The following is a 26407-nucleotide window of genomic DNA, read 5'->3' on the forward strand; positions in this document are numbered from 1 at the left end:
TGGCTCACGCGGTGTCCGAGGAGGGTGCCGCGGTCCGCTCGGCCCGCGGCACCGTCTCCCGCTCCCGCGGGCCCGGCGCGGCCGTGGGCCGGCGGGAGCGGGACCAGCGTCGCATCACCGGCATCTCGACCAGTGAGTGCAGCAGCCAGGCGACCGGCAGGCAGGCGGCCAGGAACAGCAGGCTGAGTCCCGCCGCCTGCCAGCCGGACAGTCCCATGCCGAACCCGATCGCCCGGGCGCCGTAGCCGAGCACCAGTTGATGGACCATGTAGAGCGCGAAGGACACCTCGCCCAGCCACACGGCCACCCTCCCGCGCAGGGGAGAGAACTCTCCTTCCAGGTCGGCGACCGCCCCGGCCGGAATGAGCAGGGCCAGCGGCACGATGGTCATGGCGACCGTGCCGTACTGGCCGGGGGCGTACAGCGCGCCGACGTAACCGACGAGGAACAGCAGCGCGGCCGGCCCGAGCCCCACCGGCAGCCGGCGGCCGAGGATCACCAGCCGGGCCAGGAACATGCCGAGCACGAACTCGAACGCCCGCGCCAGCGGGAAGAAGTACACGAACCACAGCTGCGTGACCGAGTAGTCCATGCGGGGCGAGAGGTGCGGGCCGCCGTCCAGGAAGGCCGAGGAGAGCACCGGCAGGCTCCACACGGCGACCACCGCGGCCGCCGCACCCCACCACAGCGCCCGGGCGGAGAGCCGGTTCACCAGCGGCAGCAGGAACGGGAAGGCGGCGTAGAACAGCAACTCGCTGCACAGCGACCAGCTCACCTGGTTGATGCCGGTCAGGACGTCGTACCTCGGGATCCAGGACTGCACGAGCAGCAGATTGGGCACCAGCTGGCCGGCCGTGAACGCGTCGCCGAATCCCAGCATCAGCACGACCGCGGCCAGCGCGGTCACCAGGTGGGTGGGGTAGATCTTGCACAGCCGTCGCCGCCAGAAGGCGCGTGCCGTGGTGCCCGGCCGCGCCGACCAGGTCAGGACGAAGCCACTGAGTACGAAGAAGAACGACACACCCGTCGAGCCGGCGGCGCTCCACCAGAAGCCCGGGCCGGTGCCCGAGATCCAGCTCGCGGGCAGGAGGATGAAGAAGGCGTGCGAGAAGAAGACCATCCCGGAGGCGACGAACCGCATTCCGGTGAGGGTCGGCAGGGCGGGGCGGCGCGACTGCGCCACCGTCTGCACGGAGCCGGTCGTGTCCATGAGCGCCGCCCTCAGCTGCTCGGCGGCGTCCAGCCGCTGCGGCGCAGAAGGTCCGCGAAGGTCAGCAGGTCCGGGTGTGCGGCGCGCAGTGCCGGGATGTCCGCCCGGTAGCCGATGTCGTTGAACCACTCGAATGTCTTCGCCATCCAGATGTCCTTCTTGGCCAGTTCCTCGAGCGGGATGAACTCGTAACGCGCGGGGCGGCCGGTGTACGCGGCGAAGGCGTTCGCGATCTCCGGGCCGGTCAGCGCCTCACCGGCGACCTCCAGGCTGCGCCCCACGAAGGAGTCCGGGTCGTCGAACGCGTCGGCGACGAAGTGGCCGATGTCCTGGGAGGCGATCACCTGCAGCTTCGTGTGCGGGTACAGGGCGCGGCGGAAGACCAGCGTGCCGTCCGCGTCGGGCTCGGGCGGCAGATCCAGGAAGTTCTCCATGAAGTAGACGGGGCGCAGGAAGGTGGTGGGCACGCCCGCCGTGCCGATCGCCTGCTCGGCGCGGAGCTTGGTCTCCCGCCAGCCCACACCGCCCGGCTTCTCCACGCCGCCGACGGAGCTGTGCACGAGATGGCGGACGCCGGCCCGGCCGGCCTCCTCGGCGAGCAGCCGGGCATGCCGCTCCTCGCCGTCCAGGCCGTTGCCGTGGGTCGGGGTGAACACCGTGAACAGACCGTGGGCACCGGCCAGGGCCGACCGGACCGCCTCGCGGTCGTCGAACTCGCCGGACACCAGCACGGCGCCCTTGGCGGCCAGTTCGCGGGCGGCGGGCTTGTCGGGGTCACGCACGAACGCGTGCACCGTCCAGCCCCGGTCCATCAGATGCCGGGCGGCGCTGCCGCCCTGGCGGCCGGTCGCGCCCAGGACCAGGATCCATCGCTTGTCGTCTGCCGTCATCGCGGTCTCCTCGGATAGCCAGCGCTGCGCCGCGGAGCACGGGTGCGCCCGGCGGCTCGCGGCCAGCGTCACCGCCACCGCTCGAATCCGACTCGAGATGTGCGGTCGACACCGGTACGGCAGCGAGTACCGGACCCGGGTGCGGCCCCGGACGGAGTGCGAGCCGTCTTCGAGCGCTCTTCGAGACCTCGCCGGAAGCCTTGCCTCGGGATCGGCGCGCCCGACGACAGAGCCCGTGAACCCGGAAGACCCACCGCTGAACGCTAAGGAGAAGGCGGCCCATGCCTGAAGGACCCCAGCTCATCAGCCGGCTGGCCCGGCCGCTGCTGGCGACGAGCTTCGTCGCCGGCGGCTACGGCGTGCTCCGCGAGCCCGGCCCACTGCCCGAACTCGCCAGGCAGTACGGCATTCCGCTGCCCGAGGCCGCCACCCGGGCGACCGCCACCGGCATGATCGTCGGCGGACTGGCCCTGGGCAGCGGCATCGCGCCGGTGCTCGGCGGCGGCGCGCTGATCGCCTGCCTGGTGCCGACGACAGTGACCGTGCACGCCTTCTGGCGCCAGTCGGACCCGGCGCGACGGCGTATGCAGCGCAACGAGTTCCTCAAGAACGTCAGCCTGCTCGGCGGCCTCGCGATCGCCGCCGCGGCCTCGTCCCGGCGGTCGCTGCCGGGCGGCGGGGAGGGTATCTGATGTCGGACGACGGACAGACCCGAGCCGTGGTGCCGCCGACGGCTCCACCCGCACTCGTCGAGCGCACCCGCGACCTGGCGTCGCTGGCGGGCAAGCACGCGGCGGACGCGGACAGGGAGCGGCGCCTGCACCCCGACGTGGTGCGTGCCGTGGCGGAGGCGGGATTCGGGCGGCACTTCGTTCCGGCCCGCTGGGGCGGCGCCGAGGGTACGTTCACGGACCTGCTGGCCGCGGTCGCCCGCGTCGGCGAAGGATGCACGTCCGCCGCCTGGGTCGCCGCCCTGGCCGCCACCGTGCCGCGCATGGCGGCGCACCTGCCCCGCCAGGGGCAGGCCGAGATCTGGTCCGACGGCCCGGACACGCTGCTGGTCGGCGCACTGATGCCGCTCGGCCGGGCGGAGCGGTCGGCCGGCGGATGGCGGCTGACCGGCACCTGGTCCTACGTCAGCGGCGTCGACTTCTCCGACTGGGCCCTGGTGTGTGCGCGGACGGCGCAGGACGGTGCCGAGGTGCCGCGCTACTTCGCGCTGCCGCGCGAGGCGTACGCGACACGGGACACCTGGTTCACCGTCGGGATGCGCGGCACCGGCAGCAACACCCTCTGTGTGGACGACGTGTACGTTCCCGACCACCGGGTGTGCACCCGCGCGGCCGTGCTGGACGGCGAGTGCCCGGACGCGCCCACCACCTGTGCCCGGGTGCCGCTGAAGGCGGTGAACGGCCTGTCCTTCGCGGCGCCGGTGCTGGGTGCCGCACGGGCGCTGCTGGCCGAGTGGACGCGCTGGGCCGCACCCCGGATCGAGGCGACAGGCGGCGGCGATCCCCGGCTGGCGGACAACGCGCTGCGGCACGGGGTACTGGCTCGCGCGGCCGGGGAGGTGGACGGGGCCGAGTTGCTGCTGGACCGCACCGCTCGTGCGGCGGATGGGGGCGTGCTCGACCAGCTGCTCACCGCGCGCGGTGGCCGGGACTGCGCGCTCGCCGCGGAGCTGCTGCTGGCCGCGGCGGACCGGTTGTTCAGGGCCGCGGGAACGGCCGCCCAGGTCGAGGGCAGTCCGTTCGAACGCGGCTGGCGCGACGTCAGCGCGGCGGTGAGCCACCTGGTGCTGCGCTTCGAACCGGCGGCGACGGCCTACGCGCAGGCGGTGCTGGCGGCACGGGCGGAGGCCTGACAGGCGGTACGACACCAGACCCGCCCTCCCCACGCGGCGATGCGGGGGAGGGCGGGTTCCTTGGTGTCCGGCAGGCTGGGGCGTCGCGGGAGGGCTGTCGCGGGTGGGGTGGCCGTGTCAGCGGGTCGGGACGGAGCGCGAGACCGCGAACCGGCGCACCGTCAGGCGTACGCCGGGGCCCTCCGGAAGTTCGCTGAACAGGCCCATGCCCAGGGCGAGTCGGTCGGGCCGGACGCTCTCCTCGGGGCCGTCGGCCGACCGGGTGAGGTGGGCGCAGCGGGACGGGAGGCGGCGGCCGAGGTCCGGCACCGAGAAGACCTCCACGCCCTCCAGCAGCCACGTCGCCGTGCCGCGGGCCCGGTCGACCCGTATCGCGCACTGATGACGGCGGTCCGGCGAACGCTCGGCGACCGGGATCTCGTAGGTGAAGGTGCCGTGGCCGGTGCCGGGTCGGCCGAGCCGCTCGTACAGCACCCAGACCCGGTCGTTGGTGAGCAGGAAGTCGAGAGCCAGACCGGAGCCGAAGTCCACGCAGAGCATGCCGCCCATCCCGGCCCGGGTGTCGGTCGAGCCGATGTCGGTCACCGAAGCGGGTCCGTAGATCTGGGCGGCGAGTTCCATGTGAGCGGTGAACACCTCCCCGTCGCGCAGGACGAATCCCGGCGCGGTGGTCGTGTCGGCGAAGGCGGCCCAGCGCAGGTGGCCCGCGGCAGCCGCCGGCGGGGGTGCCGCGAACCGGGGCAGACCGGTCGCCGGATCGGTGCCCGGCGGCGCCACGACCAGGCCCTCCGGGGTGATGCGGGCCCTCCCGTCCCCGGCGGGCAGCCCGGCTGCGGGACGGGCGAGCCACCCCGGCGGCAGCCCGACCCGTTCCCGTTCCGGCCCCGCGAGCCGGAACTCGTCGGCGAACACCGACTCGTCCTGGACGTCCGTCGGAACGCCCGTACCGCTGTGTCGTGCGTCCATCACCGTGCCTCCCGCTTCCCACGCCCGGCCGGGCGCTGTCCCTTCGTGCGCGGACCTTCTCGCGGGCGGTCACCCGCCCGTCTGCCGGCCCGCGAGATCGCCGCGTCAGTCGCCGACTCCCGACATCTCCAGCGCCTCCGCCGCGGCGCGCAGGATCCGCAGCCGCCCCTCCAGGGACGTCGCCGCCGCGGACACCATCACGCCCAGCGTGGTCACGCCGGCCTCCGCGTACGCCCGCATCCGGTCGGCGAGCCGGGGCACCGGGCCGGCGAGCGAGGTGCGGTCGATGAAGTCCAGCGGCAGCGCGGCCGCCGCACCGGCCCGGTCGCCACCGGCCAGCCGCTCGTGGAAGACCTCGATCTCGTCGGCGTAGCCCATCCCGCGTGCGAGTGCGCAGTAGAAGTTGTGCGCCGGGTCGCCGATGCCCAGCAGGTAGACGTACTGGCCGCGCAACGCGTCCACCGCGGTGGGCACGTCGTCCGCGACCGAGGCGGGCAGGCTGGGCAGGATCTCGAAGCCGGTCATGGCCCGCCCGGCCGCCTCCCGGCCCGCACGGATCTCGATGACGGCCTTGGCCGCCGCGTCGGGCGGGGTGAACACCCCCAACCAGCCATCCGCGATCTCCCCCGCGAGCCGGAGGCTGCGGGGCCCGACTGCCGCCAGGTAGACGGGGATGCGGGGCCGCGGCAGCTCGGTCAGCACATGCAGCGGCGCCCCGTCACGGCCGTCGGCCGGCAGTCGGAAGTGCCTGCCCCGGTAGGTCACGGGGGCACCGCCGAGCGCCTGCCGGACGATGTCGACGTACTCCCTGGTCCGCTCCAGGGGCCGGTTGAACGGCACTCCGTACCAGCCGTCCGAGACATCGGGGTTGGACACTCCGAGGCCCAGCCGGAACCGGCCGCCGCTCAGCGCGTCCAGGGTGGCCGCGGTGAGGGCGGTCAGACCCGGCGGGCGCGCCGGAATCTGCATGACGCCGGAGGCCAGGCCGATCCGCTCGGTCCGGGCCGCCACCAGACCCAGCACGCTGACCGCGTCCGACCGGTAGCCCTCCGGGGCCAGCACGAGCTCGTACCCCAGGGCCTCGGCGGCGCGGGCGAGTTCCCCCGCGCCCTGATAGACCAGATTCGCCGCAAGTCGCATCGTCAACTCCCCGACAGGATCCCGGACGTCCAGACGCTCATGACTCTTCAGATGAGGTGCGCGCCGCCGTCCACGAGCAGCACCTGCCCGGTTGTGTACGCGGCGTCGGCCAGCGCCAGCACGGCCTCGGCGACGTCCTCGGGCCTGCCCACCCGGCGCAGCGGCGTGCTCTCCCGTACCTTCTGCGCGATCGGCACGAAGAAGTCCTTGCCCTGGGTCCACGGCGTCTCGACCAGGCCGGGAGCGACCGCGTTGACACGGACCGCGGGTCCGGTCACGTTCGCCAGCAGCCGGGTCATGTGCTCGATCGCCGCCTTGCTCACGGCGTACGGGATCGAGCTGCCCGCCGGGCGGCTGCCGGCGATCGAGGAAACGTTCACCACCGATCCGCTGCCGGCCCGGGCCAGGTGCGGCATCGCGGCAACCGTCGTCTGCCAGGTGCCGATGACGTTGAGGCCGAGGACGTCCCGCCAGAGGTCCGGCGTGACCGCCTCCAGGTCGGCGTGCGGCACCGGCCGGGAGAGGCCGGCGTTGTTGACCAGGATGTCGAGCCGCCCGTAGTGCGCGACGGCGGCGTCGACGAGGTTCCGGGCGTCTGTCTCGTCCGAGACGTCGGCCCGTACGTAGATCGCGTCGGGCAGAGCGGCGGCGACCTTCTCGCCGGCCTCCACCGACCGCGCGGAGTTGACGACGACGCGGATCCCCTCGGCGGCGAGCCGGACCGCGACGGCCTCGCCGATACCGGAGGAGGAGCCGGTGACGAGTGCGACCCGTGCGACGGTCATCAGTAGTTCCCCAGTCCGCCGCAGACGTTGAGCGCCTGGGCCGTCACGGCCGCCGCGTCGTCACCGACCAGGTACTCGACCATGGCGGCCACCTCGCGGGGCTCCACGTACCGGCCGAGCGGCACGCGCGTGGTGATGCGGTCGTGCGCCTCCCGCTCGTCCACGCCCCAGATGGCCGCGTAGTGTTCGCGAACCCGCTCGGCCATCGGCGTCTCGACGAAGCCGGGGCAGACCGCGTTGACCGTGATGCCGGTGCGGGCGAGTTCCAGGCCGAGGGCCTTGGTGAAGCCGACCACCCCGTGCTTGGACGCCGAGTAGGGCGCGGCGTGGACGACTCCCTGCTTGCCGCCGGTGGAGGCGATGTTGATGATCCGGCCGCGCCCCCGGTCCAGCATGCCGCCTGCGTTGAGCACTTCCTTGGTCATGAGGAAGACGCTGTTGAGGTTGGTGTTGATCACGTCGAGCCACAGCTCGTCGGGGATCTCGGCGGTGGCGCCACCGCCGCTGCGGCCCGCGTTGTTCACGAGGACGTCCACCGGTCCGTACCGCTCCACCGCGGCGCGGACATACCCTCGGATCTGCTCGGGGTCGCTCACGTCGCAGACGGTCCCGTCGACCTCCAGGCCCTTGTCCCGCAACTCCTTGATCACCCGGGTCAGTTCCACGGAGCCGCGGGCGCAGATGAAGACCTTCGCGCCGCGGCCCGCCAGCCGACCGGTGATCTCCAGGCCGATCCCGCTGGTGGCACCGGTCACCAACGCCACCGGTCGCACTGCCTCCGTCATGCTGCCTCCCTGCGCGTCCTCGACGACGACCGCCCCTTGTGGGGCCTGCGCGTCCTGCGGACCGAGACTGACCGGCGGGACTAGAGGCGGAGTGGAAGGGAGATGGAGCCGGGCGGGCGGTGGCATATCGGAACCGAGGGACGTCGTACCGTCCTTCAAGCTGCTCTCGAGGCGAGCCGGGCACGGTGGGTGCGGCATCAGCCGTTCGCACCTGCAGCCCTGGAGGAGCCGATGACCGCCACCCCGGTCCGCACCGACCTGTACTCGCAGATCCAGCATTTCTACGCGCACCAGATGCAGGCGCTGGACGCCGGCCGGTTCGCGGACTACGCCGCCACCTTCACCGAGGACGGCACCTTCCAGCACTCGCCGGACGCCACGCCTGCGATCACCCGGCCGGGCATCGTCGCGGAACTGGTCGAGTTCAACCGCCGATTCGAGAACGATCCGGTCCAACGCCGCCACTGGTTCAACCACGTCGCCCTGGAGCCACAGCCCGACGGCACGATCCGCTCCACGGTCTACGCGCTGGTGGTCACGGTTCGACCGGGCGGCAAGCCGGAGATCGCGCCGAGCTGCGTGGTGCACGACGTGCTGGTGACCGGCGAGGAGGGCATCCTCACCAAGTCGAGGCTGGTCACGCACGACCAGATGTTCTGAGGTCGGGAGAAGGCAAGGGCCGGGGGTTCCGGGAGCGGGACCTCCCCGCCCGCCGCCCCGGCCCCGTCGCCGTCGGCCCGTGATCAACCGGCGAGTCGTCCCATCCGTTCCCAGTCGCCCGTCTCCAGGGCGGGGTCGCCGCTGAGCACCGCCTGGTGCAGCCGCTGCAGCCGGGAGGACGGTTCCACGCCGAGTTCCTCGATCAGCGTCTCGCGCAGCCGACGGAATGCGTAGAGCGCCCGCCAGCCGCTGCCGGACCGGTACAGCGCGATCATCAGCAGGGCGCACAGATTCTCGTTCATGGGGTGGTGGGCCACCAGGGTCCGCAGCTCCCCCAGGAGGGGGGCGTGCCGGCCCAGCCGCAGGTCGGCCTCGATCCGCTGCTCCAGAACCTGGGTCCGGCTCTCCTCGATGCCGAGCAGCTCCCTCTCCAGCACCCGCCCCACCGGGACGTCCGCGAGTGCCGGCCCCTTCCAGCAGGCCAGTGCCCGGCTCAGGCTGACGGACGCGGCACGCGCGTCCCCCGCCTCAAGGGCGGCTCGGCCGCGTGCGGCCAGCCGCTCGAACTCCCTCAGGTCGAAGGTCTCGAGGGGCGCGGCGAGTTTGTACCCGCCGAGGGACGTGACCAGCACATCCTTGGCGGACAGAGCGGAGTCGGGCGGCAGCGTCCGCGTGATCTTGCGGCGGAGCTGCAGGATGTAGGTCTGCAGGGTGGTCACCGCGCTGCGCGGGATGTCGTTCCCCCAGACCTCCTCCATGAGTGTGGGCACCGGGACGAAGTGCCCGGCGCGCAGCGTCAGCAGAGCCAGGATCTGCCTGGGCTTGCCGGCGCTCGGCACGATCGACATGGCGCGTTCGCGGACCGAGAACTGCCCCAACACCTCGATGTCCACTGAGTATGTCCCCCATTCACATCAGGTTCTCATGTCGTGTTCGGTCGCACGCCGAGCATGTCACTCAGTGCCTCACGGGGCCCAGTGCACACGTCACGACTCCGCCGTGAACACCTCACCCGGCATGTGCGTTCTTCACAAACGGCCGCCCACCACCGCTGCCTGCGGTGGTGTCCGTCTCAGGCGGGCGGGTTGCCGTGCTTGCGCTCGGGCAGGTCCGCGTGCTTGGTGTGCAGCATCGCCAGGGACCGGGTGAGCACCTCCCGGGTGTCGGCAGGGTCGATGACGTCGTCGACCAGGCCCCGCTCGGCGGCGTAATAGGGATGCATCAGCTCGGCCTTGTACTCCTTGACCAGTCGGGCGCGTACCGCGTCCGGGTCGTCGGCCGCGGCGATCTCACGGCGGAAGATGACGTTGGCCGCGCCCTCGGCTCCCATCACCGCGATCTCGTTGGTCGGCCAGGCGTAGGTCAGGTCCGCCCCGGTGGACTGGCTGTCCATCACGATGTAGGCGCCCCCGTAGGCCTTGCGCAGCACCACGGAGATCCGTGGCACGGTGGCGTTGCAGTACGCGTACAGCAGCTTCGCGCCGTGCCGGATGATCCCGCCGTGCTCCTGGTCGACGCCCGGCAGGAATCCGGGCACGTCCAGCAGGGTGACCAGCGGGATGTTGAACGCATCGCACATCTGCACGAACCGCGCCGCCTTCTCGGACGCCTCGATGTCGAGCACTCCGGCCAGCACCTGCGGCTGGTTGGCGACGACGCCGACGACCCGCCCGTCCAGCCGGGCGAGTGCGCAGACGATGTTGCGCGCCCATCGCTCGTGGACCTCCATGTACTCGCCGTCGTCGACGATCTCCTCGATCACCCGGGCCATGTCGTACGGACGGTTCCCGTCCACCGGAACCAGGTCGAGCAGCGCCTCGCACCGCCGGTCCGCGGGATCGTCCGGTGGGGCCGCCGGCGGGTGCTCGCGGTTGTTCTGCGGCAGCAGGGACAACAGGTAGCGGACCTCTTCGAGGCAGGCGTGCTCGTCGTCGTAGGCGAAGTGGCAGACGCCGGAGGTCTCGGCGTGCACGTCCGCGCCGCCGAGGGCGTTGTGGCCGACCTTCTCGCCCGTGACCGACTGGATGACGTCCGGGCCCGTGATGAACATCTGCGAGGTCTCGCGGACCATGAAGACGAAGTCGGTCAGAGCCGGAGAGTACGCGGCTCCGCCCGCACAGGGACCCAGCATGACGCTGATCTGCGGGATGACACCGGAGGCCCTGGTGTTGCGCTGGAAGATGCCGCCGTAACCGGCGAGCGCCAGCACGCCCTCCTGGATACGGGCGCCCGCGCCGTCGTTGAGGGAGACCAGCGGGGCACCGGCTGCGACGGCCATGTCCATGATCTTGTGGATCTTGGCCGCGTGGGCCTCGCCGAGAGCGCCGCCGAACAGCCGGAAGTCGTGTGCGTACACGAACACCGGCCGGCCGTGCACCGTCCCCCAGCCGGTCACCACTCCGTCCGTGTAGGGCCGCCTGGTCTCCATGCCGAAGCCCACCGCCCGATGCCGCCGCAGCGGTTCCACCTCCGTGAACGAGCCCTCATCCAGCAGCAGGTCGATGCGCTCCCGCGCGGTCAGCTTGCCCTTGGCGTGCTGCGCCTCGGTCGCCTTCTCGCTCGGGCCCTGTCGTGCCTGACGCCGGACGGTGCGCAGTTCCGCCACGAGTCGCCGCTGGGGCGAGACGGCCGGCGGCCTTTCCTGAGCGGTGGTCATCGGATGCCTCCTCGTCGACGCGCTGACGGTGTGTCCGTCCCGGCGCCGACTCTGAGGTGACCGCCTCGATGCCCGGTCGAAGGCGGGTGGACCGCAGCCGTCCTCGAGGGGCGGTCCAGCGGGGTTCCAGCCGCGGCCGAAAGCGTAATCGGCGTTGCGACCCACCGACGTGAGGTGAGACGGCATGGCCGTGGATGTGACGCGCTTTCGTGAACTGTTCGGCTCGTTCCCGACGATGGTGTCGGTCGTCACGGCGATGGACGCGAACGGCATGCCCCGCGGGCTGACCTGCAACGCGGTGTCGGCTGTGTCGGCCAGGCCGCCGCTGCTGCTGGTCTGCGTGGACAAGCAGTCACAAACCCTGGACGCCCTGCTGACGTCGGGTTCGTTCGTCCTGAACGTGCTGGCCGACGGCGGTCAGGAGGCGGCCCGGGTCTGCGCGGGCCGCTCCGAGCGGAAGTTCGCGGGACTGCGGTGGATGCCGTCGGCCGTCGCGGGCGGCGCCCCGGTACTCGTCGACGCCGTGCTGGCGTACGCGGAGTGCGTCGTCGTGCAGACCGTGGAGGCGGGCGACCACTGGGTCCTGATCGGCCGGGTGGAGGGGGCCGAGGTGCTGCCGCGGTCGCCCGTGCTGTACCACCAGGGGCAGTTCGAGGTGTGGACGCCTCAGGCCCGGCAGGTGGGCAGCCGGCCGTGAAACTCGACCATCTCGGCGAACAGTGCCCCGATGTCCAGCGGCGCGCCCGGAGCCGCACCCTGGGCCTCCGCATAGGCGCGGCGCAGGTTCGGCAGTAGCCGCTCGGAGTCGCGGAGCCCGCCGAAGTCCCCCAGGTCGCAGTCGCGGGCGACCTGCAAAGGGGTGAGTCCCGCGGCCATGCCGTTCCGCGCCGTCGCCTGGACCCACCGCAGATAGTCCTCGGCGACGTCGAACACCTCGGGGCCCGCGACCGGGCCGTGGCCGGGCACCACGGTACGGGCGCCCAGCGACCGCAGCCGGTCGAGGACGGCGAGCGATCCGCTGACCGACCCCATGGCGCAGAACGGGGTGACACCCGACATGACGATGTCTCCGGTGAACAGCACCTTCTGGTCGGGGAGCCACACGACCGAGTCGTCGGTCGTGTGCGCCGGGCCCGGGTGCAGCACCTCGACGCGCACCTCGCCCACGTGCAGGGTCACGCCGTCGCGGTAGGTGAGCGTCGGGGGCGCGAGGTGGAGCGCACCCCACCGCACCTCGGGCCACAGGCCGGTGAGGTGCAGCCCGGCTGCCAGCACCTCGCTGCGGGTCCGTTCGTGCCCGACGACCAGCGCCTCGGGAAAGACGAAGTTGCCGAAGGTGTGGTCGCCGTGGAAGTGGGTGTTGACCAGGATGCCGGGAGGTGCCGCCGTCACGCCGCGCGCGGCCTCCCGCAGGCGGCGGGACCGGGTCTCGGTAGCGGCGGTGTCGACGAGCGCGGCCCTGCCGTCGGAGACGACGAGGCCCGCGTTGTTCAGGCACCAGCCGCCGTCCGGCTGGACGTAGGCGAAGATGCCGTCCGCCACCTCCTCCAGCGACGCGTCGTCCGGGGCCGTCCGGCCGTGCTGTTCGTCGGATGTCGCACGCGGTGTCATCACAGGGGCCTCCCGGGGGCTGCCGCGGTCATCGCGGGGTTCGAGTTCCGGTACGACCCTCGCCGTACCGGGTCGAGTACGGCTCGAACCCGAAACGCCCAGGCCGTGGCCCGACACACGGTCGGTCCGGGCGTGCGGCGCACGCGGCCCCGCGAAGCGTCGCGCATCCGCACTCGGCCGGGCCTGTTGTGCCGTTCGGCGCACGCCACGGACACTGAGTGACACCAGGAGCATCAATGCTGCGGGGAACGGGGAGGCTTGGGTGATTCGCGTCTTGCTCGCCGAGGACATGGGGATGGTGCGAGGGGCGCTGGTGGCGCTGCTGGAGATGGAGCAGGACCTCAGCGTCGTGGCGCAAGTGGCCGATGGCCGCGAGGTCCTCTCCGCCGGTCTGACGCACCGCCCCGACGTCGCCGTGATCGACGTCGGCCTGCCCGGCGTGGACGGCATCGAGGCCGCTACCCAGTTGCACGAACACCTGCCGGACTGCCGGACCGTGATGCTCACCGGCATGGACCAGCCCGGCACCGTGCGCCGGGCCATGAACGCGATGGTCTTCGGCTATCTGCTCAAGGACGCCCCGCCGTCGGAACTGGCCACGGCGATACGCAAGGTGGCGGCCGGCCAACGGGTGATCGACACCAGGCTGGCCTTCACCTTCTGGCATCGTGACGAGCATCCGCTGACCGAGCGGGAGTCCGACGTCCTGTCACTGGCGTCGGAAGGGGCGGAGGTCTCGGAGATCGCGGCTCAGCTCCACCTCGCCGTCGGTACCGTCCGGAACTACCTGAGTTCGGCGGTGAGCAAGCTGGGCGCCCGCAATCGTCTGGACGCGGTGCGGATCGCCCGGGACGCCGGCTGGATCTGAGGCCACGCCCTGCCGGGGACCGGCAGGGCAGTCGGCGACGAGGCGGAACCAGCCGTCGGTGTCCGCGGTCGCGCGCAGTCGTCCGCCCACCCGCGTCAGCCGCTCGGTGAGGTTGTCCAGCCCGCCGCCCAGCCGGTCCGTCCTCCCGGCCCCCGGGACGACCCCGTTGTTCGAGACGGTCAGGCGTACGCGGCCGTCCTCCTCCCGCAGGACGATGCGGCAGTGCTTCGCCCGGCTGTGCCTGAGCAGGTTGGTCACGCCCTCGCGGAGAACGGTGGCCAGGACCGTCTCCGTCTCGGCGGGAAGGCCGCGCGCGGACATGTCCGTGGACACCTCGATGCCCGCCGCGAGCAGGACACCGCGCACCGAGGCGGTCTCGTCGGCGATTCGCATGTTCCGGTAACCCCGGGACATGGAGCGCACGTCGGCGAGCGCCTCGCGTGAGATCTGCAGGATCTCCAGGAGTTCCGTCCGGGCCCGGTCGTCGCTCGATCCCACCAGCCGGATGGTCAGTTCGCTCTTGAGAGTGATGGCCGACAGGCTGTAGCCGAGCACATCGTGCAGGTCCCGTGCCATCCGCAGCCGTTCCTGCTCGATGGCCAGCCGGGTCGCCATGCCACGGGTCCGGTGCAATTCGGCCACGAGTTCCGCGACGCGGCCGAGGCCGTAGATCATCGTCCCGATCATCAATATCGAGACGACCAGCCAGGAAACGCCGAAGATTCGGCTACCGAAGAGGACGGCGATGGCGCTGGCGGCGATGCACACCGCGGCCAGCAACCCTATGGACAAGGGTGGTTCAAGAACCAACAAAATCGCGCCGGCCAGGAGGCCGGCGAATCCCACCCAATTGAGACCGAAAAACATCGGCGGTATAAACGTGAGCAGGGCCTGTAATATCAGGGTCAGCTTTCCGTAGCGCTTGCGTAACTCATGCGCAGCGGGTGCGCAATGAACGGCCTGGACGGCACCGACCAGCGGCAGAACGGCAAAAAAACCGGTGAGTTGGTAGGTTCGTGGATGCGAGGCCAGAAGGTTGAGAGCGATCATGAATGCCACGCTGCATTGGATGGCGCACATGAGGTGCGAGGCAAGGCGCGAAGGTCGCTGCTCACCAAGGATTTTCGTCACCATAATTCCCCCGCAAGTAGGTTCCGAGAAATCTCGTTAAAAGCCTAACATGTGGCCCTGATTGCTTTGATGAGACCGGGGGGTGAGGCAAGGTGGGTGGTGTCCGGAATAGGACATTGAACTCGGCAATCGGTTCGGGATGTACGGCCACCATCGCCTCCACGGCGACTCAGTGCGGCCGCAGCTCCCGGTCGCCCGACGGGCCGGCAGCTCGCCGGTGATCAGCCAGGACGCCGTGCCGGCGGTGCTCAAGGGGGTTTTCCGCTAGCAGGCCGGAGCGGCGTGCCGCACCTGGACATCCGGAAGAACCCGCGGGCCAGCGGCTCTTTGCGTAAACGTAGAGCGGCAGACGAGTCGGGCTGTACGCCGGGTTCTGTTCCGAGGGGTCCTCGCGAACCCCCCGGCGACGGCCATCCATCTAGGACCGGCGTTGCCGCCGGTCTCGTGCGGTCTACCCGCGGACTCGGGCGGGCAGCCCTCGAACGTCCGCGCAGAGCACCTGTTACAGCGCTCCTCTTGACCTTGCTCCGGGTGGGGTTTACCTAGCTGCCCAGGTCACCCTGGGCACTGGTGGTCTCTTACACCACCGTTTCACCCTTACCCAGCGCCGAAGCGCTGGGCGGTTTGCTTTCTGTGGCACTGTCCCGCGGGTCACCCCGGGTGGCCGTTAGCCACCACCCTGCCCTGTGGAGCCCGGACGTTCCTCGGGAAGCCCCCCGTCAAGGGGACTCCACGCGGCCGTCCGCCCGGCTCGTCTGCCGTGTCGACCATGTTACCGGCCTGCGGGGTGCGGCCGTCGCCAGGACTGATCCGGCGAGGATCAGGACGAAGGCGGCGAGCACTCCCGCCGTCAGGGTCTCGTCCAGGAACAGGGCCCCGGCCGCCACCGCCACCGCCGGATTGACGTACGTGAAGACCGTCGCCCGTGTCGGGCCCGCCTCCTTGATCAGCTCCAGGAAGGCGACGAAGGCGACCGCCGTGCAGATCACGCCCAGGCCGGCGAGGGCCGCCAGCACCGAGGCCGACGGCATCTCGGCCGGCCGGGTGAGGGCGGCCGCGGGGGCGTACACCAGGGCGGCCAGGGTCAGGCAGGCCGCTGTGAGCTGGAGCGACGGCACGTTCCTCAACCATCGCGCCGCGATCAGCGGGGCCGTCGCGTAGCCCAGCACCGTCAGCAGCACTTCCGCCAGCGAGCGGGCGTCGCCGCCCGTCAGGTGCGGGACCGTGAGGACCGCCACCCCGGTCAGGCCAAGGAGCAGGCCGGTCAGCCGACGGACGCCCAGGTGCTCCGCCCCGCCGAAGAAGCGCGCCAAGGCCACGCCGACTATCGGCACGCCCGCGATCAGCAGGCCCGCCGTCGAGCTGGAGAGGTGGCGCTCGGCGTCCGTCAGGGTCCACCAGGGGCCGATGATCTCTATGCACGCGAAGGCCAGCATCGGGCGCCAGTGCCGGAGTACAGCACTGATCAGGCCGCCCTGCCGGATCGCGAACGGCAGGAGCAGGGCGGCGCCCAGGGCGCATCGGGTGAAGACGACCACCGACGGGGACACCGCCTCCACCGCCACCTTGATCATCAGGTACGGGATGCCCCAGATCACGCCCATCAGGGCGAACAGAAACCAGCCGCGTGCAGTCATGCCGCGAGTTTCGGCCGGGTCATGCTCCCGCGTCTTGAACGCTGTTGCGGTACGCCGCCGGAGTCACCCCGAGGACGCGGCGGAACCAGCGGGTGAGGTGGGCCTGGTCCGCGAAGCCGACCAGGGCGGCGACCTCCGCCGGGCGCAGGCCGGTGTCCAGGAGGCTGCGGGCGCGGTTCACGCGGTGCTGTGCCAGCCAGGCGTACGGCGGTATCCCCATCGTCGTGCGGAAGGCGCGCAGGAGCTGGTAGCGGGAGAGGCCCAGGTCGGTGGCGAGGGACGCCAGGGAGGGCGGGGACGTGAGCTCGTCGGCCAGGCGGTCGCGTACGGCGTGTGCGATGCGGTCGGCGCCGGGGATCCGGTCGCTCGCCGCGCGCGCCGTGGAGTGGCGGCGGGTCAGGGCCGTCAGGAGCCAGGGGATGCGGGACTCGGCCTCCAGAGGGTCGGTGCAGGCGGCGAGTTCGGCGTGCGTGATGCGCAGGGCGGTGGCCAGGTCCGGGTCGTCGAGGAGGGGGTCGGGGAAGTACGGGACGGTCGTGCCCAGGGTGCCGTCCGTGAGCAGCGACGTCTCGGCGTACAGGGCTCGGTAGGCGTAGCCGTCGGAGGCCGCCGGGGCGCCGGTGTGCATCTCTCCCGGTGCGAGTACGACGATGGAGCCGGGGCCGGGACGTATGCGGCCGCCCCGGTAGTCGATGACCTCGCTGCCGCCGACGCACACGCCGATCGTGAACTCGTCATGGGCGTGCGGGGCGTAGACGTGCCGGTCGAAGCGGGCCGTCAGCAGATCGAGCGCCGGCCCGCCCCGGCCCAGCCTCGCCCTGGTCCACAGCGCCTGTTCGCCCACTTCGCACCTCCTTCGGTCCTACTGGCAGTGCAACACAGTGAGCCTCAGAGAAAGTCCGCCGTGTGCAGGTCGAAGGCGAAAGGCTCGGGCAGCGCGAGCGGTCTGCCGAAGGCGACGGCGTGGTGCTCCTGATAGTCGCCCGACTCCGGGTCGTTGAACAGCGTGGCCCAGGAGGTGTTCCGGTCGACGAGCAGGTACAAGGGGATGCCACCGCGGGCGTAGCAGCGGCGCTTGATCTCCCGGTCGGTCCCCGGCTTCGAGGACGTGACCTCCAGCACCATGGCGACGCCTGCGCAGGGCATCCAGGGATCGGCCCCCCGGTAGAGCCTCAGCTCCCTGGGAGCGAACGTTCCGTCCGGGATGACGTGGTCCTGTGGGTAACCCTCCGCGTTCTTCAGCTGCAGCCCCTTGTTCGCGGAGAACTGCATCTCGGTCCGGGGTGTCCAGGTCGACGAACCAGTCCAGCAGGAGCTTCTGCCTGATCGGATCCTGTGCCATGGCGTCCATGGAACGCCCCTGCAGCCGCTCACCGGAACGGAACAGCGGCGGGTCACCTGTACGGCAGTCCGCCGGACCGCTCCCTTGACCCTGCCGCAACGTCAACGTCTCTACTGATCCCATGCGGATCGGAGAACTCGCCGCCGCCGTCGGCGTCACCACGCGGACCGTGCGGCACTACCACCATCAGGGGCTGCTGCCCGAGCCCGAGCGGCGCCCGAACGGCTACCGGGACTACACCCTGCGGCACGCCGTCGTCCTCGCCCGGATCCGGCGGCTGACCGAGCTGGGGCTGGGGCTCGCGGAGGTGCGGGACGTGCTGGCCGAGGATGCCGGGAAGGATCTCGTCGAGGTGCTGAGCGAGCTGGATGAGGATCTTGCCCGGCAGGAGGCGGCGATCCGGGAGCGGCGGGTCCGGCTTCGGGCGCTGCTGGAGGCGGAGGAATTGCCCGCCGAGGGGCCCGTCTCGCCCGAGCTGAGTGAGTTGTTCGCCCGGACCGGCCGGCTGTCCGGCCGATCCGGCCTGTCCGACTCCCCCATGGCCGCCAAGGACCGGGAGATCCTCGCGCTGCTCGACACGGCCGCCTCACCGGAGGTCCGGGAGCAGTTGATGTCCCTGTGGAGCAGCGCCCTCGCGACTCCGGATGCCGTGGCGCGGGCGCACGAGGCCTACGCGCTGCTCGACGACCTCGCCGACGCCGAGCCCGACGATCCGCGGGTGGCCGAGGCCGCCCGGCTGCTCGCCGACCTGATTCCCCGCGAACTGCTCGCGGAGGCCGACATCGACCAGGACAACGGCTTCCTTCGCGCCTTCTACGCCGACTTCGCCCCGGCGCAGGCCGAGGCGATCCGCCGCACCCTGCGGTTGCTCACCGAGGAGGGACCGTGACGGCCGTACGTGCACTCGTCCGGCATGAACTGCGGCTGCTCTTCTGCCTCGTGCTCTGGATGACCCGGCGTCGGCACCTCACGGAGGGCGGGCTCGCCTTCGGCTATGCGCGCGGGCAGGGGCCGATGATGTTCGGGTTCGCGTTCGTGTGCGTGGTCGAGTCGGTGACCATGTCCGTGCTGCTGCGGGACTTTCCGGCCGTGCACCGGGTGTGGCTCGCCCTCGACGCGTACACCGTCGTGATCGTCATCGGGCTGCATGCCGCCTCGGTCGTACGGCCGCACGTGCTGGACTCCGGTTGCCTGCGCGTCCGGCGTGCCGTCCACGTCGATCTGCGCATACCGCTGGAGACGATTGCGAGCGTGCGGCGCGAGTTCCGTACCACTCACGCGCGCACCGACGGAGAACTCGACGTCGCCGTGGGCTCGCAGACCACCGTCACGCTCCAACTCGGCGAGCCCGTCGCCCACTTCACCTTCTTCGGCCGCCGACGCGACGTCCACCTGGTCCGCCTCCACGCCGACGACCCCGACCGTCTCGTAGAGGAAATCCGGGAGAGTACGGCCGTCGCGCCCGCGTGAAGCGCAGCACTGGCCCCCGCCTCAGGAACGCAACGCCTTCAACCCCCGCCCCCACGCCGCGTCCAGGTCGGCGTCTCCCGGAAACCTGCCGTGGATCTCCAGGATGACCATGCCGTGCGCGAAGGCCCACACCGCGCGGGCCAGGTCCACGTCACCGCCGCACGCCCGCATCAGCGGGGCCGCCGCCCGGTCCTCCAGGCCGGCCGGGAGCAGGGCGCGGGGCAGGGGGCGTTCGGTGGCCAGGCAGTACAAGTGGGGGTGGGCCACGGCGTAGGTGCGGTAGGCCTCCGCCAGCACGGCCAGCGAGCCGGGGGCGCGTGCCTCGGCCGCCTCCAAGGCCGCCGCCGACTCCTCCAGCAGCTGGGCCGTCAGCTCCACCTCCACGGCGTGCTTGTCCGGGAAGTGCTTGTAGAGGGACGGCGCCTTGATGCCCAGGCGGTCGGCCAGCGTCCGCATGGTGAGGGCGGCAGGCCCGGACTCCTCCAGGATCTCCCGGGCCACGCCCGCGATCTGCCGGGCCCGTGGGAGGAGACGGTCGGGCACAGGGGTGTCAGCCACGCCGGAAGCCCTTCCTCATACGGACGCTCTCCTTCATGCGGAAGCCTTCCTTCATGCGGAAGCCCTCCTTCGTACGCAGCGCGTAACCGAAGGCACGGTCGTACGAGATGTGCGCGAGCCAGCCGCACAGGGCCGCGAACAGCGGCGCCCAGGCGAAGGGCCCGACCGCGTACAGCACCATCAGCGCCAGCGGGACCAGGGGCCGGTGCAGCGCGTTGTAGTACGGCACGGCACGCGGCGGCAACTGGCCCTTGGCCATGCGGGGCGCGTCCTCCATGCCGACGAGGAAGCCGATGTCCGGCAGCACGAAGAACAGCAGCGCCAGTCCGCCGGCGAGCCAGCCGTGGTTGACCGCCTCCAGCACCGCGAAGGCCGACCAGAACAGCGCGCACGCGAGCCAAGCCGTGCGGCGGATCAGCGTGAGGGGGGATGTGGTCCGAGTGGCCGTGCTGTCCGTGCTCATGGAGACCTCCGGCTAACGTCGTTAGCCACACCGTACGCTAACGCTGTTAGCCGTCAAGGAGGCTTCCCCCTCCAGTGGTTCAGGCGAGCGCGAAGCTCACCGTCGGCACCTCCATGTCCGCCCGGGTGAGACGGACCTGGCGGCGCTCGCCGAGGGAGTCCTGGGGCATTTCCGTGATGTCGCCGATGACCGCCGGGGACGCCAGTTGTACGACGCCGGGTTCCACCTTGCCGTCGTGCCCCGGGTGCTCCCGCTCGACCACGCAGCCCTCGAAGACCTCGCCCACCCGGTCCTTGAGCACGGCGGCCTCCACGAGGTCGACGCAGTTGCGCTCGATGTCGCCCGCCCTCCTGCCGCCCTCGGCCATCCGCTGCCGCACGGTCGGGAGCGCGGTGAGTACCCAGCCGGGTGGCTCCCGGCCGGCGACGGCGGCGAGGCAGATCTCGGTGGCGTACCGGTCGACGAGGCGGCGCAGCGGGGCCGTGCAGTGCGCGTAGGGCGCGGCGACGGCGGCGTGGGTGGTCTGCTGCGGGGGGTGGCCGCCCTGGAAGACCGTGTACTTGGCGCGGTTCATCAGGCCGGTGCAGGCCTGGAGGAAGGCCGCGTGGCGCGGTGTGCCCGGGTCGAGGGAGCGCAGCAGCTGGGCGTACGACACGTGGTGCGGCCAGTCGATGTGCAGGGCGTGCGCGGTGCGGCGCAGTTCGTCGAGCTTGCCGGCCGTGGTCGGTTCCTGGGTGCGCAGGATGCCCGTGCCGTGCGCCAGCATCAGCTGGGCGGCGGCCATGCCGGTGAGCAGGGAGAGCTGCTCGTTCCAACCCTCGACCGGGAGCGGGGCGCGGTAGCTCAGCTCGTAGGTGTGGTCCCGTTCGGTGATCTCCTGGTCGGGGACGCGCAGCGAGATGCCGCCGCGTTCGATCTCCAGCTGCTCGCGCAGCAGGCCGATCGTCTTGAGCAGGACCAGGGGCTCCTCCGCCGTACCGGCGTCGATCCGCGCCTGTACGCCCGCGTAGTCGAGCCTGGCCCGGCTGCGGACCAGAGCGCGGCGGACGTCGACGGCGACCGTACGGCCGCTCGCGTCGAGGTCGATCGTCCACAGTGCGGCCGGGCGGGTCCGCTCGGGCAGCAGGCTCGCGGCGTCCTCGCTGAGCGCCTGCGGGTGCAGCGGGATGCGGAGGTCGGGGAAGTACAGAGTCGTCACCCGCCGTTGCGCCTCCTTGTCCAGCGGCCCGTCGGGTACGACGAAGGCGGCGACGTCGGCGATGGCGTACCGGACGCGGTAGCCGGTGCCCTGCCGGGACAGGTGCATCGCCTGGTCCAGGTCGGTGGAGCCCGGCGGGTCGATCGTGAAGAAGGGGATGTCGGTGGCGTCGTGCTCCGGCAGCACCGGCGCCCGCGCGGCCTGCTCGGCGGCCTCGAGCACCTCGGGCGGGAAGTCCGCCGGGACGTGAAGCTTGGCGCGCAGCGCGGCGAGCGCGGCCCGCAGCGGGCCCTCGGGGGCGCCGGTCACAAGGATGGGGCGGCGGGGCATACAGCCACCGTAGGGCGGTGGGCGCCGGGCGGCACGCCGTGGGACGAGGGCACCAGGCGGCACACCGCGGGACGAGGCCACCACACGACACGCCACGGGACGAGGCCACCACACGACACACCGCCGGACGAGGCCACCACAGGACACACCGCCGGACGAAGCCACCACACGACACGCCACCGGACGAAGCCACCACACGACACGCCACCGGACGAAGCCACCACACGACACGCCACCGGACGAAGCCACCACACGGCACGCCATAGGACCGAGGCGCCGGGTGGCACGCCGCGGAACGGGGGCGCCGCACGGCACGCCGTACCCTGTGGCGGAGTTCGATCGAAGGAGTACGTGTGCTTGTCCTGCTGCCGCCTTCCGAGGGGAAGGCCTCGTCCGGCCGGGGTGCCCCGCTGAAGCTGGAGTCGCTGTCGCTGCCCGGGCTCACCGAGGCCCGTGAGGCCGTGCTGGGTGAGCTGGTCGAGCTGTGCTGCGGCGACGAGGACAAGGCGCGGGACGTCCTCGGGCTGAGCGAGGGGCTGCGGGGCGAGGTCGCCAAGAACGCCGGGCTGCGGACCGCGGGGGCGCGGCCCGCCGGGGAGATCTACACCGGTGTGCTGTACGACGCCCTCGACCTGGCATCGCTGGACGCGGCCGCGAAGAGGCGGGCGGGTCGTTCGCTTCTGGTGTTCTCCGGGCTGTGGGGGGCTGTCGGGGTCACCGACAAGATCCCCTCCTATCGGTGCTCGATGGGCGTGAAGCTCCCCGGCCTCGGGGCGCTCGGCGCGCACTGGCGGGCGCCGATGGCGGAGGTGCTGCCCGCGGCCGCCGGGGACGGGCTCGTGCTCGATCTGCGGTCGTCGGCGTACGCGGCGGCGTGGAAGCCGAAGGGCGAGGTGGCCGGGCGGACGGCGACGGTGCGGGTGCTGCACGCGCCGACCCGGAAGGTCGTCAGCCACTTCAACAAGGCGACGAAGGGGCGGATCGTACGGAGTCTGCTGTCGGCGGGGGCCGCGCCCGAGGGGCCGGCTGAGCTCGTGGAGGCGTTGCGGGACCTCGGGTACGAGGTGGAGGTGGACGCGCCGGCGAAGGCCGGGAAGGCGTGGACGCTGGATGTGCTGGTGGCGGAGATCCACTGACCGGACTCCAGCCAGCGATTGCAGCATGCGCAATGACCTTTGCGCATGCTGCTTGCCATCGGCAGGATGAGGCCATGGCCTCAGTTCTGGATCTCGCGCCCGTCGTCCCCGTGGTCGTGGTCGACGACCCCTCCGACGCCGTACCGCTGGCCCGGGCGCTGGTCGCGGGTGGGCTGCCCGCCATCGAGGTGACGTTGCGGACGCCGGCCGCGCCTGAGGCGATACGGGCGATCGCGGACGCGGTGCCGGACGCGGTGGTGGGGGCGGGCACGGTGATCACGCCGGAGCAGGTGGCGGAGGCGGCCTCGGCGGGGGCGCGGTTTCTGGTCAGCCCCGGCTGGACGGACGTACTGCTCGATGCCATGCACGGGTCCGGCGTGCCGTATCTGCCGGGGGTGTCGACCACGTCCGAGGTGGTGGCGCTGCTGGAGCGCGGGGTGCGGGAGATGAAGTTCTTCCCGGCCGAGGCGGCGGGCGGTACGGCGTATCTCAAGTCGCTGTACGGGCCATTGCCGCAGGCGCGGTTCTGTCCGACGGGCGGGATCGGCCCGGCCACGGCGCCCGCCTACCTTGCCCTGCCCAACGTCGGCTGTGTGGGCGGCAGTTGGATGCTCCCGCAGGACGCGGTCGCCGCCCGTGACTGGGGGCGCGTCGAGGCGCTGGCCCGCGAGGCCGCGGGGCTCAGCGCAGGTGTGACGTGTCGTTGACCAGGCGGACGCTGGCGTTGCCGTCGGCGTAGTACGCGATCGCCGAAAGGGAGGCCGCCGACAGTTCCATGCGGAACAGGGACTCGGGCGGGGCGCCCAGGGCGAGGCGTACGAACGTCTTGATCGGGGTGACGTGCGTGACGAGGAGGACCGTGCGGCCGGTGTACGCCGCGATCAGCTTGTCGCGGGTGGCGGCTATGCGGGTGGCGGTCGCCGCGAAGCTCTCACCGTCGCCGGTGGGGCGGGCCTCCGGGTCGGCCAGCCAGGCGCTGAGGTCGTCCGGGTAGCGTTCGCGGACCTCGCCGAAGGTGAGCCCCTCCCAGGCGCCGAAGTCCGTCTCGCGCAGGCCGTCGTCGATGGTCACGTCGAGACCGAGGCGGGCGGCGACGATGCCGGCGGTCTCCCGGGTGCGGGTGAGCGGCGACGCCACGATCGCCTCGATGGTGCCCCGCCGGGCGAGGGCGGCACCCACGCGCTCGGCCTGCTCCCGGCCGACCTCGGAGAGGGACGGGTCGGTACCGCCGCTGCCGGAGAACCGCTTCTGCGGGGTGAGGGGAGTCTCGCCGTGCCGGAGCAGGACGAAGGTGGCCGGAGCCCCCATGTCGGCGGGAGCCCAGCCGGACGAGGGGGTGGCCACGGTGCGCGCGGCCCTGATGTCGGCCTCGGCCTTCGAGGCGGACGGAGCCGCCGAAGTCCGCCCCTCCGCCAGCGCCGCCCGTGCCCGTGCCGCGCCCGCGGCGGCGTCTCCCGGCGGGCCGGACGGCTCGGATGCCGATGCCGATGCGGATACAGCCCTGGCGGCCGCCTTCGCGTCAGCCGCCGCCAGCTCCGCCGTCGAGGTCGACGCCGACCACTGTTCCCCGCGCTTCCCGGCGTCCATGGCCTCGTTCGCCAGCCGGTCCGCGTGCTTGTTCTGCTCCCTCGGGATCCACTCGTACGTCACCTGCGGAACGGGGAAGGCCCGTGCCGCCTCTGCCGCCAGCGGCTTCATGTCGGGGTGCTTGATCTTCCAGCGGCCCGTCATCTGCTCGATGACCAGCTTGGAGTCCATGCGGACGTGGACCGTGGCCGTGGGGTCGAGTTCGTGGGCGGCACGCAGGCCGGCGAGCAGGCCCCGGTACTCGGCCACGTTGTTCGTGGCGACGCCGATGTACTCGGCCGCCTCCACCAGGGTCTCCCCCGTGGCCGCGTCCTTCACCACGGATCCGTAGCCCGCCGGCCCCGGGTTGCCCCGTGACCCGCCGTCGGCCTCGACGATGAACTCCCGCACGACCAAAGCCCCTTACTTACCGGGGCCCGAGCCCCTCACGTACCGGGTCCTACAGACCCGACTCAGCCGTACGCACCAGGATCCGGCGGCAGTTCTCGCAGCGCACCACCGTGTCCGGCGCGGCCGAACGGATCTCGTTCAGCTCGGTGATGGCGAGCTCCTGGCGGCAGCCCTGGCAGGTGCGCTGGTACAGCTTGGCCGCGCCGATGCCGCCCTGCTGCTCGCGCAGCTTGTCGTAGAGCTTGAGCAGGTCGGCGGGGACGGCGCCCGCGATGACCTCGCGCTCCTTGGTGACCGTCGCGACCTCGCCGTCGATCTCCTCGAACGCGGCGTCCCGGCGGGCCGTCGCGTCGTCGATCTTCGACTGGACGGACGCCACGCGCTCGGTCAGCTCGTTCACCCGCTCCTGCGCGGACTCACGGCGCTCCATGACCTCCAGGACGACGTCCTCCAGGTCGCCCTGGCGCTTGGCGAGGGAGGCGATCTCGTGCTGGAGGTTCTCCAGGTCCTTGGGCGAGGTGACGGCACCGGAGTCCAGGCGCTGCTGGTCGCGGGCGGCGCGCTGGCGCACCTGGTCCACGTCCTGCTCGGCCTTGGTCTGCTCGCGGGCGCAGTCGCTCTCCTCGGTCTGCGCGGCCACGAGCAGGTCGCGCAGCTGCGTGTGGTCCTTGGTCAGCGTCTCGATCTCGGCGTGCTCGGGCAGGGACCTCCGCCGGTGCGCGAGCTGCTGCAGGCGGACGTCGAGGGCCTGGACGTCGAGGAGTCGGATCTGGTCGGCCGGCGCGGCGTTCAGTTGGGGGCTCCCGTAGTACTAGTGGGCGGGTTGGACGCCGCGTGGGCGGTCCAGGGGTCGGTGACCGTCTTGGAGACGTGGACGCGCAGGTCCCAGCCATGACGGTCGGAGATCTCGTCGAGCTGGGCTGCGGCCAGCTCGCACCAGGGCCATTCGGTGGCCCAGTGCGCCGCGTCGAGCAGCGCGAGAGGACTGTGGGCCACGGCCTCGGACGCCGGGTGGTGGCGGAGGTCCGCGGTGAGGAAGGCGTCGACGCCGGCCGCCCGGACCTCGTCGAAGAGGCTGTCGCCACTGCCGCCGCTCACGGCGATCGTCCGTACGACCGCCTCGGGGTCGCCGGCCACGCGGATGCCCTGCGCGGTGGCGGGCAGGCGTTCGGCGGCGCGGGCGGCGAGTTCCCGGACGGTGAGGGGGTGGTCGAGCTCGCAGATGCGGCCCAGCCCCCTACGGCCCTCCGGATCACTCGCGTCCGGCACCAGCGGGCGTACGACCCGCAGGTCCAGGGCACCGGCCAGCGCGTCGCTGACGCCCGGGTCGGCGGTGTCCGCGTTGGTGTGCGCGACGTGCAGGGCGATGTCGTTCTTGATCAGCGTGTGGACGACCCGGCCCTTGAAGGTGGAGGCCGCGACCGTCGTCGTGCCGCGGAGGTAGAGCGGGTGGTGGGTGACCAGCAGGTCGGCGCCCAGCTTCACCGCCTCGTCCACGATCTCCTGGACCGGGTCGACGGCGAACAGGACCCGGGTGACCTCCTGGTCGGGGTCGCCCGCGACGGTGCCGACCGCGTCCCAGGACTCGGCCCGCTCGGCGGGCCACAGGTTCTCCAGCGCGGCGATGACTTCAGAGAGACGGGGCACGAGGGACAGGCTACCTGGCTGCTCCGTACGGCTGTACCGGCGCCGGAGCTGCGGGATCACCGCGGGTTCGGGTCCGGGCGGCT

The 26407-nt window shown here is 71.8% G+C and carries 25 protein-coding genes, 1 other RNA gene and 3 pseudogenes; 9 read left to right on the plus strand and 20 right to left on the minus strand.

The window, feature by feature from the left end; all coding sequences use genetic code 11:
* Nucleotides 1-4: 4 nt before the first annotated feature.
* Complete coding sequence (locus ACIBU0_RS15255; protein WP_398817358.1) at nucleotides 5-1210, minus strand: acyltransferase family protein; 1206 nt, start codon at nucleotides 1208-1210, stop codon at nucleotides 5-7.
* A gap of 11 nt (nucleotides 1211-1221) precedes the next feature.
* Nucleotides 1222-2100, minus strand: coding sequence for an NmrA/HSCARG family protein (locus ACIBU0_RS15260; protein WP_398817361.1), 879 nt, complete (start codon nucleotides 2098-2100; stop codon nucleotides 1222-1224).
* 281 nt (nucleotides 2101-2381) lie between these two features.
* Here ACIBU0_RS15260 and ACIBU0_RS15265 point away from each other — a divergent pair, with 281 nt between their 5' ends.
* Nucleotides 2382-2792, plus strand: coding sequence for a DoxX family protein (locus ACIBU0_RS15265; RefSeq protein WP_398817364.1), 411 nt, complete (start codon nucleotides 2382-2384; stop codon nucleotides 2790-2792).
* Nucleotides 2792-3964 carry an acyl-CoA dehydrogenase family protein gene (locus tag ACIBU0_RS15270; protein WP_398817366.1) on the plus strand — a complete coding sequence of 391 codons (1173 nt, stop codon included), beginning with the start codon at nucleotides 2792-2794 and terminating at the stop codon, nucleotides 3962-3964. The genes ACIBU0_RS15265 and ACIBU0_RS15270 overlap by 1 nt, the downstream gene beginning before the upstream one ends.
* 117 nt (nucleotides 3965-4081) lie before the next feature.
* Here ACIBU0_RS15270 and ACIBU0_RS15275 read toward each other — a convergent pair whose 3' ends face one another.
* The 4 genes from ACIBU0_RS15275 to fabG form a co-directional block, all read right to left on the minus strand.
* Nucleotides 4082-4930: a DUF6081 family protein gene (locus tag ACIBU0_RS15275; protein WP_398817369.1), complete on the minus strand. Its 849-nt coding sequence runs from the start codon at nucleotides 4928-4930 to the stop codon at nucleotides 4082-4084.
* A 105-nt stretch (nucleotides 4931-5035) separates the two neighbouring features.
* On the minus strand, nucleotides 5036-6070 hold the full coding sequence (locus ACIBU0_RS15280; RefSeq protein WP_398817372.1) for an LLM class flavin-dependent oxidoreductase: 1035 nt from the start codon (nucleotides 6068-6070) through the stop codon (nucleotides 5036-5038).
* A gap of 47 nt (nucleotides 6071-6117) precedes the next feature.
* Nucleotides 6118-6855 (minus strand): SDR family NAD(P)-dependent oxidoreductase, encoded by a 738-nt coding sequence (locus tag ACIBU0_RS15285; RefSeq protein ID WP_398817375.1) that lies wholly within the window; start codon nucleotides 6853-6855, stop codon nucleotides 6118-6120.
* Nucleotides 6855-7640 carry a 3-oxoacyl-ACP reductase FabG gene (gene fabG, locus ACIBU0_RS15290; protein WP_398817378.1) on the minus strand — a complete coding sequence of 262 codons (786 nt, stop codon included), beginning with the start codon at nucleotides 7638-7640 and terminating at the stop codon, nucleotides 6855-6857. Before fabG ends, ACIBU0_RS15285 begins: the two co-directional genes overlap by 1 nt.
* 231 nt (nucleotides 7641-7871) lie before the next feature.
* Between fabG and ACIBU0_RS15295 the strand changes: the two genes are divergently transcribed.
* Nucleotides 7872-8300, plus strand: coding sequence for a nuclear transport factor 2 family protein (locus tag ACIBU0_RS15295; RefSeq protein ID WP_398817380.1), 429 nt, complete (start codon nucleotides 7872-7874; stop codon nucleotides 8298-8300).
* A gap of 83 nt (nucleotides 8301-8383) precedes the next feature.
* On the opposite strand, the gene ACIBU0_RS15300 is transcribed toward ACIBU0_RS15295, so the two are convergent.
* On the minus strand, nucleotides 8384-9193 hold the full coding sequence (locus tag ACIBU0_RS15300) for a BTAD domain-containing putative transcriptional regulator (RefSeq protein ID WP_398817383.1): 810 nt from the start codon (nucleotides 9191-9193) through the stop codon (nucleotides 8384-8386).
* Between the two features lie 179 nt (nucleotides 9194-9372).
* Nucleotides 9373-10956, minus strand: a complete 1584-nt coding sequence (locus ACIBU0_RS15305) for an acyl-CoA carboxylase subunit beta (RefSeq protein WP_398817386.1) — start codon at nucleotides 10954-10956, stop codon at nucleotides 9373-9375.
* A gap of 184 nt (nucleotides 10957-11140) precedes the next feature.
* Between ACIBU0_RS15305 and ACIBU0_RS15310 the strand changes: the two genes are divergently transcribed.
* On the plus strand, nucleotides 11141-11653 hold the full coding sequence (locus ACIBU0_RS15310) for a flavin reductase family protein (protein WP_398817389.1): 513 nt from the start codon (nucleotides 11141-11143) through the stop codon (nucleotides 11651-11653).
* On the opposite strand, the gene ACIBU0_RS15315 is transcribed toward ACIBU0_RS15310, so the two are convergent.
* Entirely contained in the window at nucleotides 11623-12567 is a 945-nt protein-coding gene (locus ACIBU0_RS15315; protein WP_398817392.1) for an MBL fold metallo-hydrolase, read from the minus strand. The genes ACIBU0_RS15310 and ACIBU0_RS15315 overlap by 31 nt on opposite strands.
* 262 nt (nucleotides 12568-12829) lie before the next feature.
* Here ACIBU0_RS15315 and ACIBU0_RS15320 point away from each other — a divergent pair, with 262 nt between their 5' ends.
* Nucleotides 12830-13435, plus strand: a complete 606-nt coding sequence (locus ACIBU0_RS15320) for a DNA-binding response regulator (RefSeq protein ID WP_398817396.1) — start codon at nucleotides 12830-12832, stop codon at nucleotides 13433-13435.
* Nucleotides 13436-13843: 408 nt separating this feature from the next.
* Here the strand turns inward: ACIBU0_RS15320 and ACIBU0_RS15325 are convergent.
* From ACIBU0_RS15325 to ACIBU0_RS15345, 5 genes and pseudogenes are all read right to left on the minus strand, one after another.
* Nucleotides 13844-14569: pseudogene (locus ACIBU0_RS15325) on the minus strand (sensor histidine kinase); the annotation flags it as partial.
* Between the two features lie 343 nt (nucleotides 14570-14912).
* Nucleotides 14913-15320: RNase P RNA component class A (rnpB, locus tag ACIBU0_RS15330), an RNA gene on the minus strand.
* Nucleotides 15321-15423: 103 nt separating this feature from the next.
* A pseudogene (locus tag ACIBU0_RS15335) lies at nucleotides 15424-16203 on the minus strand (DMT family transporter); the annotation flags it as partial.
* A gap of 19 nt (nucleotides 16204-16222) precedes the next feature.
* Nucleotides 16223-17047 (minus strand): helix-turn-helix domain-containing protein, encoded by an 825-nt coding sequence (locus tag ACIBU0_RS15340; protein ID WP_398817399.1) that lies wholly within the window; start codon nucleotides 17045-17047, stop codon nucleotides 16223-16225.
* A gap of 44 nt (nucleotides 17048-17091) precedes the next feature.
* Nucleotides 17092-17484: pseudogene (locus ACIBU0_RS15345) on the minus strand (Uma2 family endonuclease); the annotation flags it as partial.
* 182 nt (nucleotides 17485-17666) lie between these two features.
* Here ACIBU0_RS15345 and ACIBU0_RS15350 point away from each other — a divergent pair.
* Nucleotides 17667-18434 (plus strand): MerR family transcriptional regulator, encoded by a 768-nt coding sequence (locus tag ACIBU0_RS15350; protein WP_398817402.1) that lies wholly within the window; start codon nucleotides 17667-17669, stop codon nucleotides 18432-18434.
* Complete coding sequence (locus ACIBU0_RS15355) at nucleotides 18431-19015, plus strand: hypothetical protein (protein WP_398817405.1); 585 nt, start codon at nucleotides 18431-18433, stop codon at nucleotides 19013-19015. Before ACIBU0_RS15350 ends, ACIBU0_RS15355 begins: the two co-directional genes overlap by 4 nt.
* 21 nt (nucleotides 19016-19036) lie before the next feature.
* On the opposite strand, the gene ACIBU0_RS15360 is transcribed toward ACIBU0_RS15355, so the two are convergent.
* From ACIBU0_RS15360 to ACIBU0_RS15370, 3 genes are all read right to left on the minus strand, one after another.
* On the minus strand, nucleotides 19037-19573 hold the full coding sequence (locus ACIBU0_RS15360; RefSeq protein WP_398817407.1) for a TetR/AcrR family transcriptional regulator: 537 nt from the start codon (nucleotides 19571-19573) through the stop codon (nucleotides 19037-19039).
* On the minus strand, nucleotides 19566-20036 hold the full coding sequence (locus ACIBU0_RS15365; RefSeq protein WP_398817410.1) for a DUF4260 family protein: 471 nt from the start codon (nucleotides 20034-20036) through the stop codon (nucleotides 19566-19568). Before ACIBU0_RS15365 ends, ACIBU0_RS15360 begins: the two co-directional genes overlap by 8 nt.
* A 79-nt stretch (nucleotides 20037-20115) precedes the next feature.
* Complete coding sequence (locus tag ACIBU0_RS15370) at nucleotides 20116-21564, minus strand: RNB domain-containing ribonuclease (RefSeq protein ID WP_398817413.1); 1449 nt, start codon at nucleotides 21562-21564, stop codon at nucleotides 20116-20118.
* A gap of 353 nt (nucleotides 21565-21917) precedes the next feature.
* Between ACIBU0_RS15370 and yaaA the strand changes: the two genes are divergently transcribed.
* Complete coding sequence (gene yaaA / locus ACIBU0_RS15375; protein ID WP_398817416.1) at nucleotides 21918-22700, plus strand: peroxide stress protein YaaA; 783 nt, start codon at nucleotides 21918-21920, stop codon at nucleotides 22698-22700.
* A gap of 74 nt (nucleotides 22701-22774) precedes the next feature.
* Nucleotides 22775-23407 (plus strand): bifunctional 4-hydroxy-2-oxoglutarate aldolase/2-dehydro-3-deoxy-phosphogluconate aldolase, encoded by a 633-nt coding sequence (eda, locus tag ACIBU0_RS15380; RefSeq protein WP_398817418.1) that lies wholly within the window; start codon nucleotides 22775-22777, stop codon nucleotides 23405-23407.
* On the opposite strand, the gene ACIBU0_RS15385 is transcribed toward eda, so the two are convergent.
* Genes ACIBU0_RS15385 through ACIBU0_RS15395 form a run of 3 tightly spaced genes read right to left on the minus strand, consistent with a single transcriptional unit; the run spans nucleotide 23382 to nucleotide 26324 of the window.
* A complete protein-coding gene (locus ACIBU0_RS15385) occupies nucleotides 23382-24677 on the minus strand; it encodes a bifunctional RNase H/acid phosphatase (protein ID WP_398817420.1) in 1296 nt (431 codons plus the stop codon). The two genes, eda and ACIBU0_RS15385, sit on opposite strands and share 26 nt — an antisense overlap.
* A 49-nt stretch (nucleotides 24678-24726) precedes the next feature.
* A complete protein-coding gene (locus ACIBU0_RS15390; protein WP_398818286.1) occupies nucleotides 24727-25470 on the minus strand; it encodes a zinc ribbon domain-containing protein in 744 nt (247 codons plus the stop codon).
* Nucleotides 25467-26324: a Nif3-like dinuclear metal center hexameric protein gene (locus ACIBU0_RS15395; RefSeq protein WP_398817423.1), complete on the minus strand. Its 858-nt coding sequence runs from the start codon at nucleotides 26322-26324 to the stop codon at nucleotides 25467-25469. The genes ACIBU0_RS15390 and ACIBU0_RS15395 overlap by 4 nt, the downstream gene beginning before the upstream one ends.
* Nucleotides 26325-26407 lie beyond the last annotated feature (83 nt).

This window comes from Streptomyces sp. NPDC049627 (assembly GCF_044465645.1).
Lineage (GTDB): Bacteria > Actinomycetota > Actinomycetes > Streptomycetales > Streptomycetaceae > Streptomyces.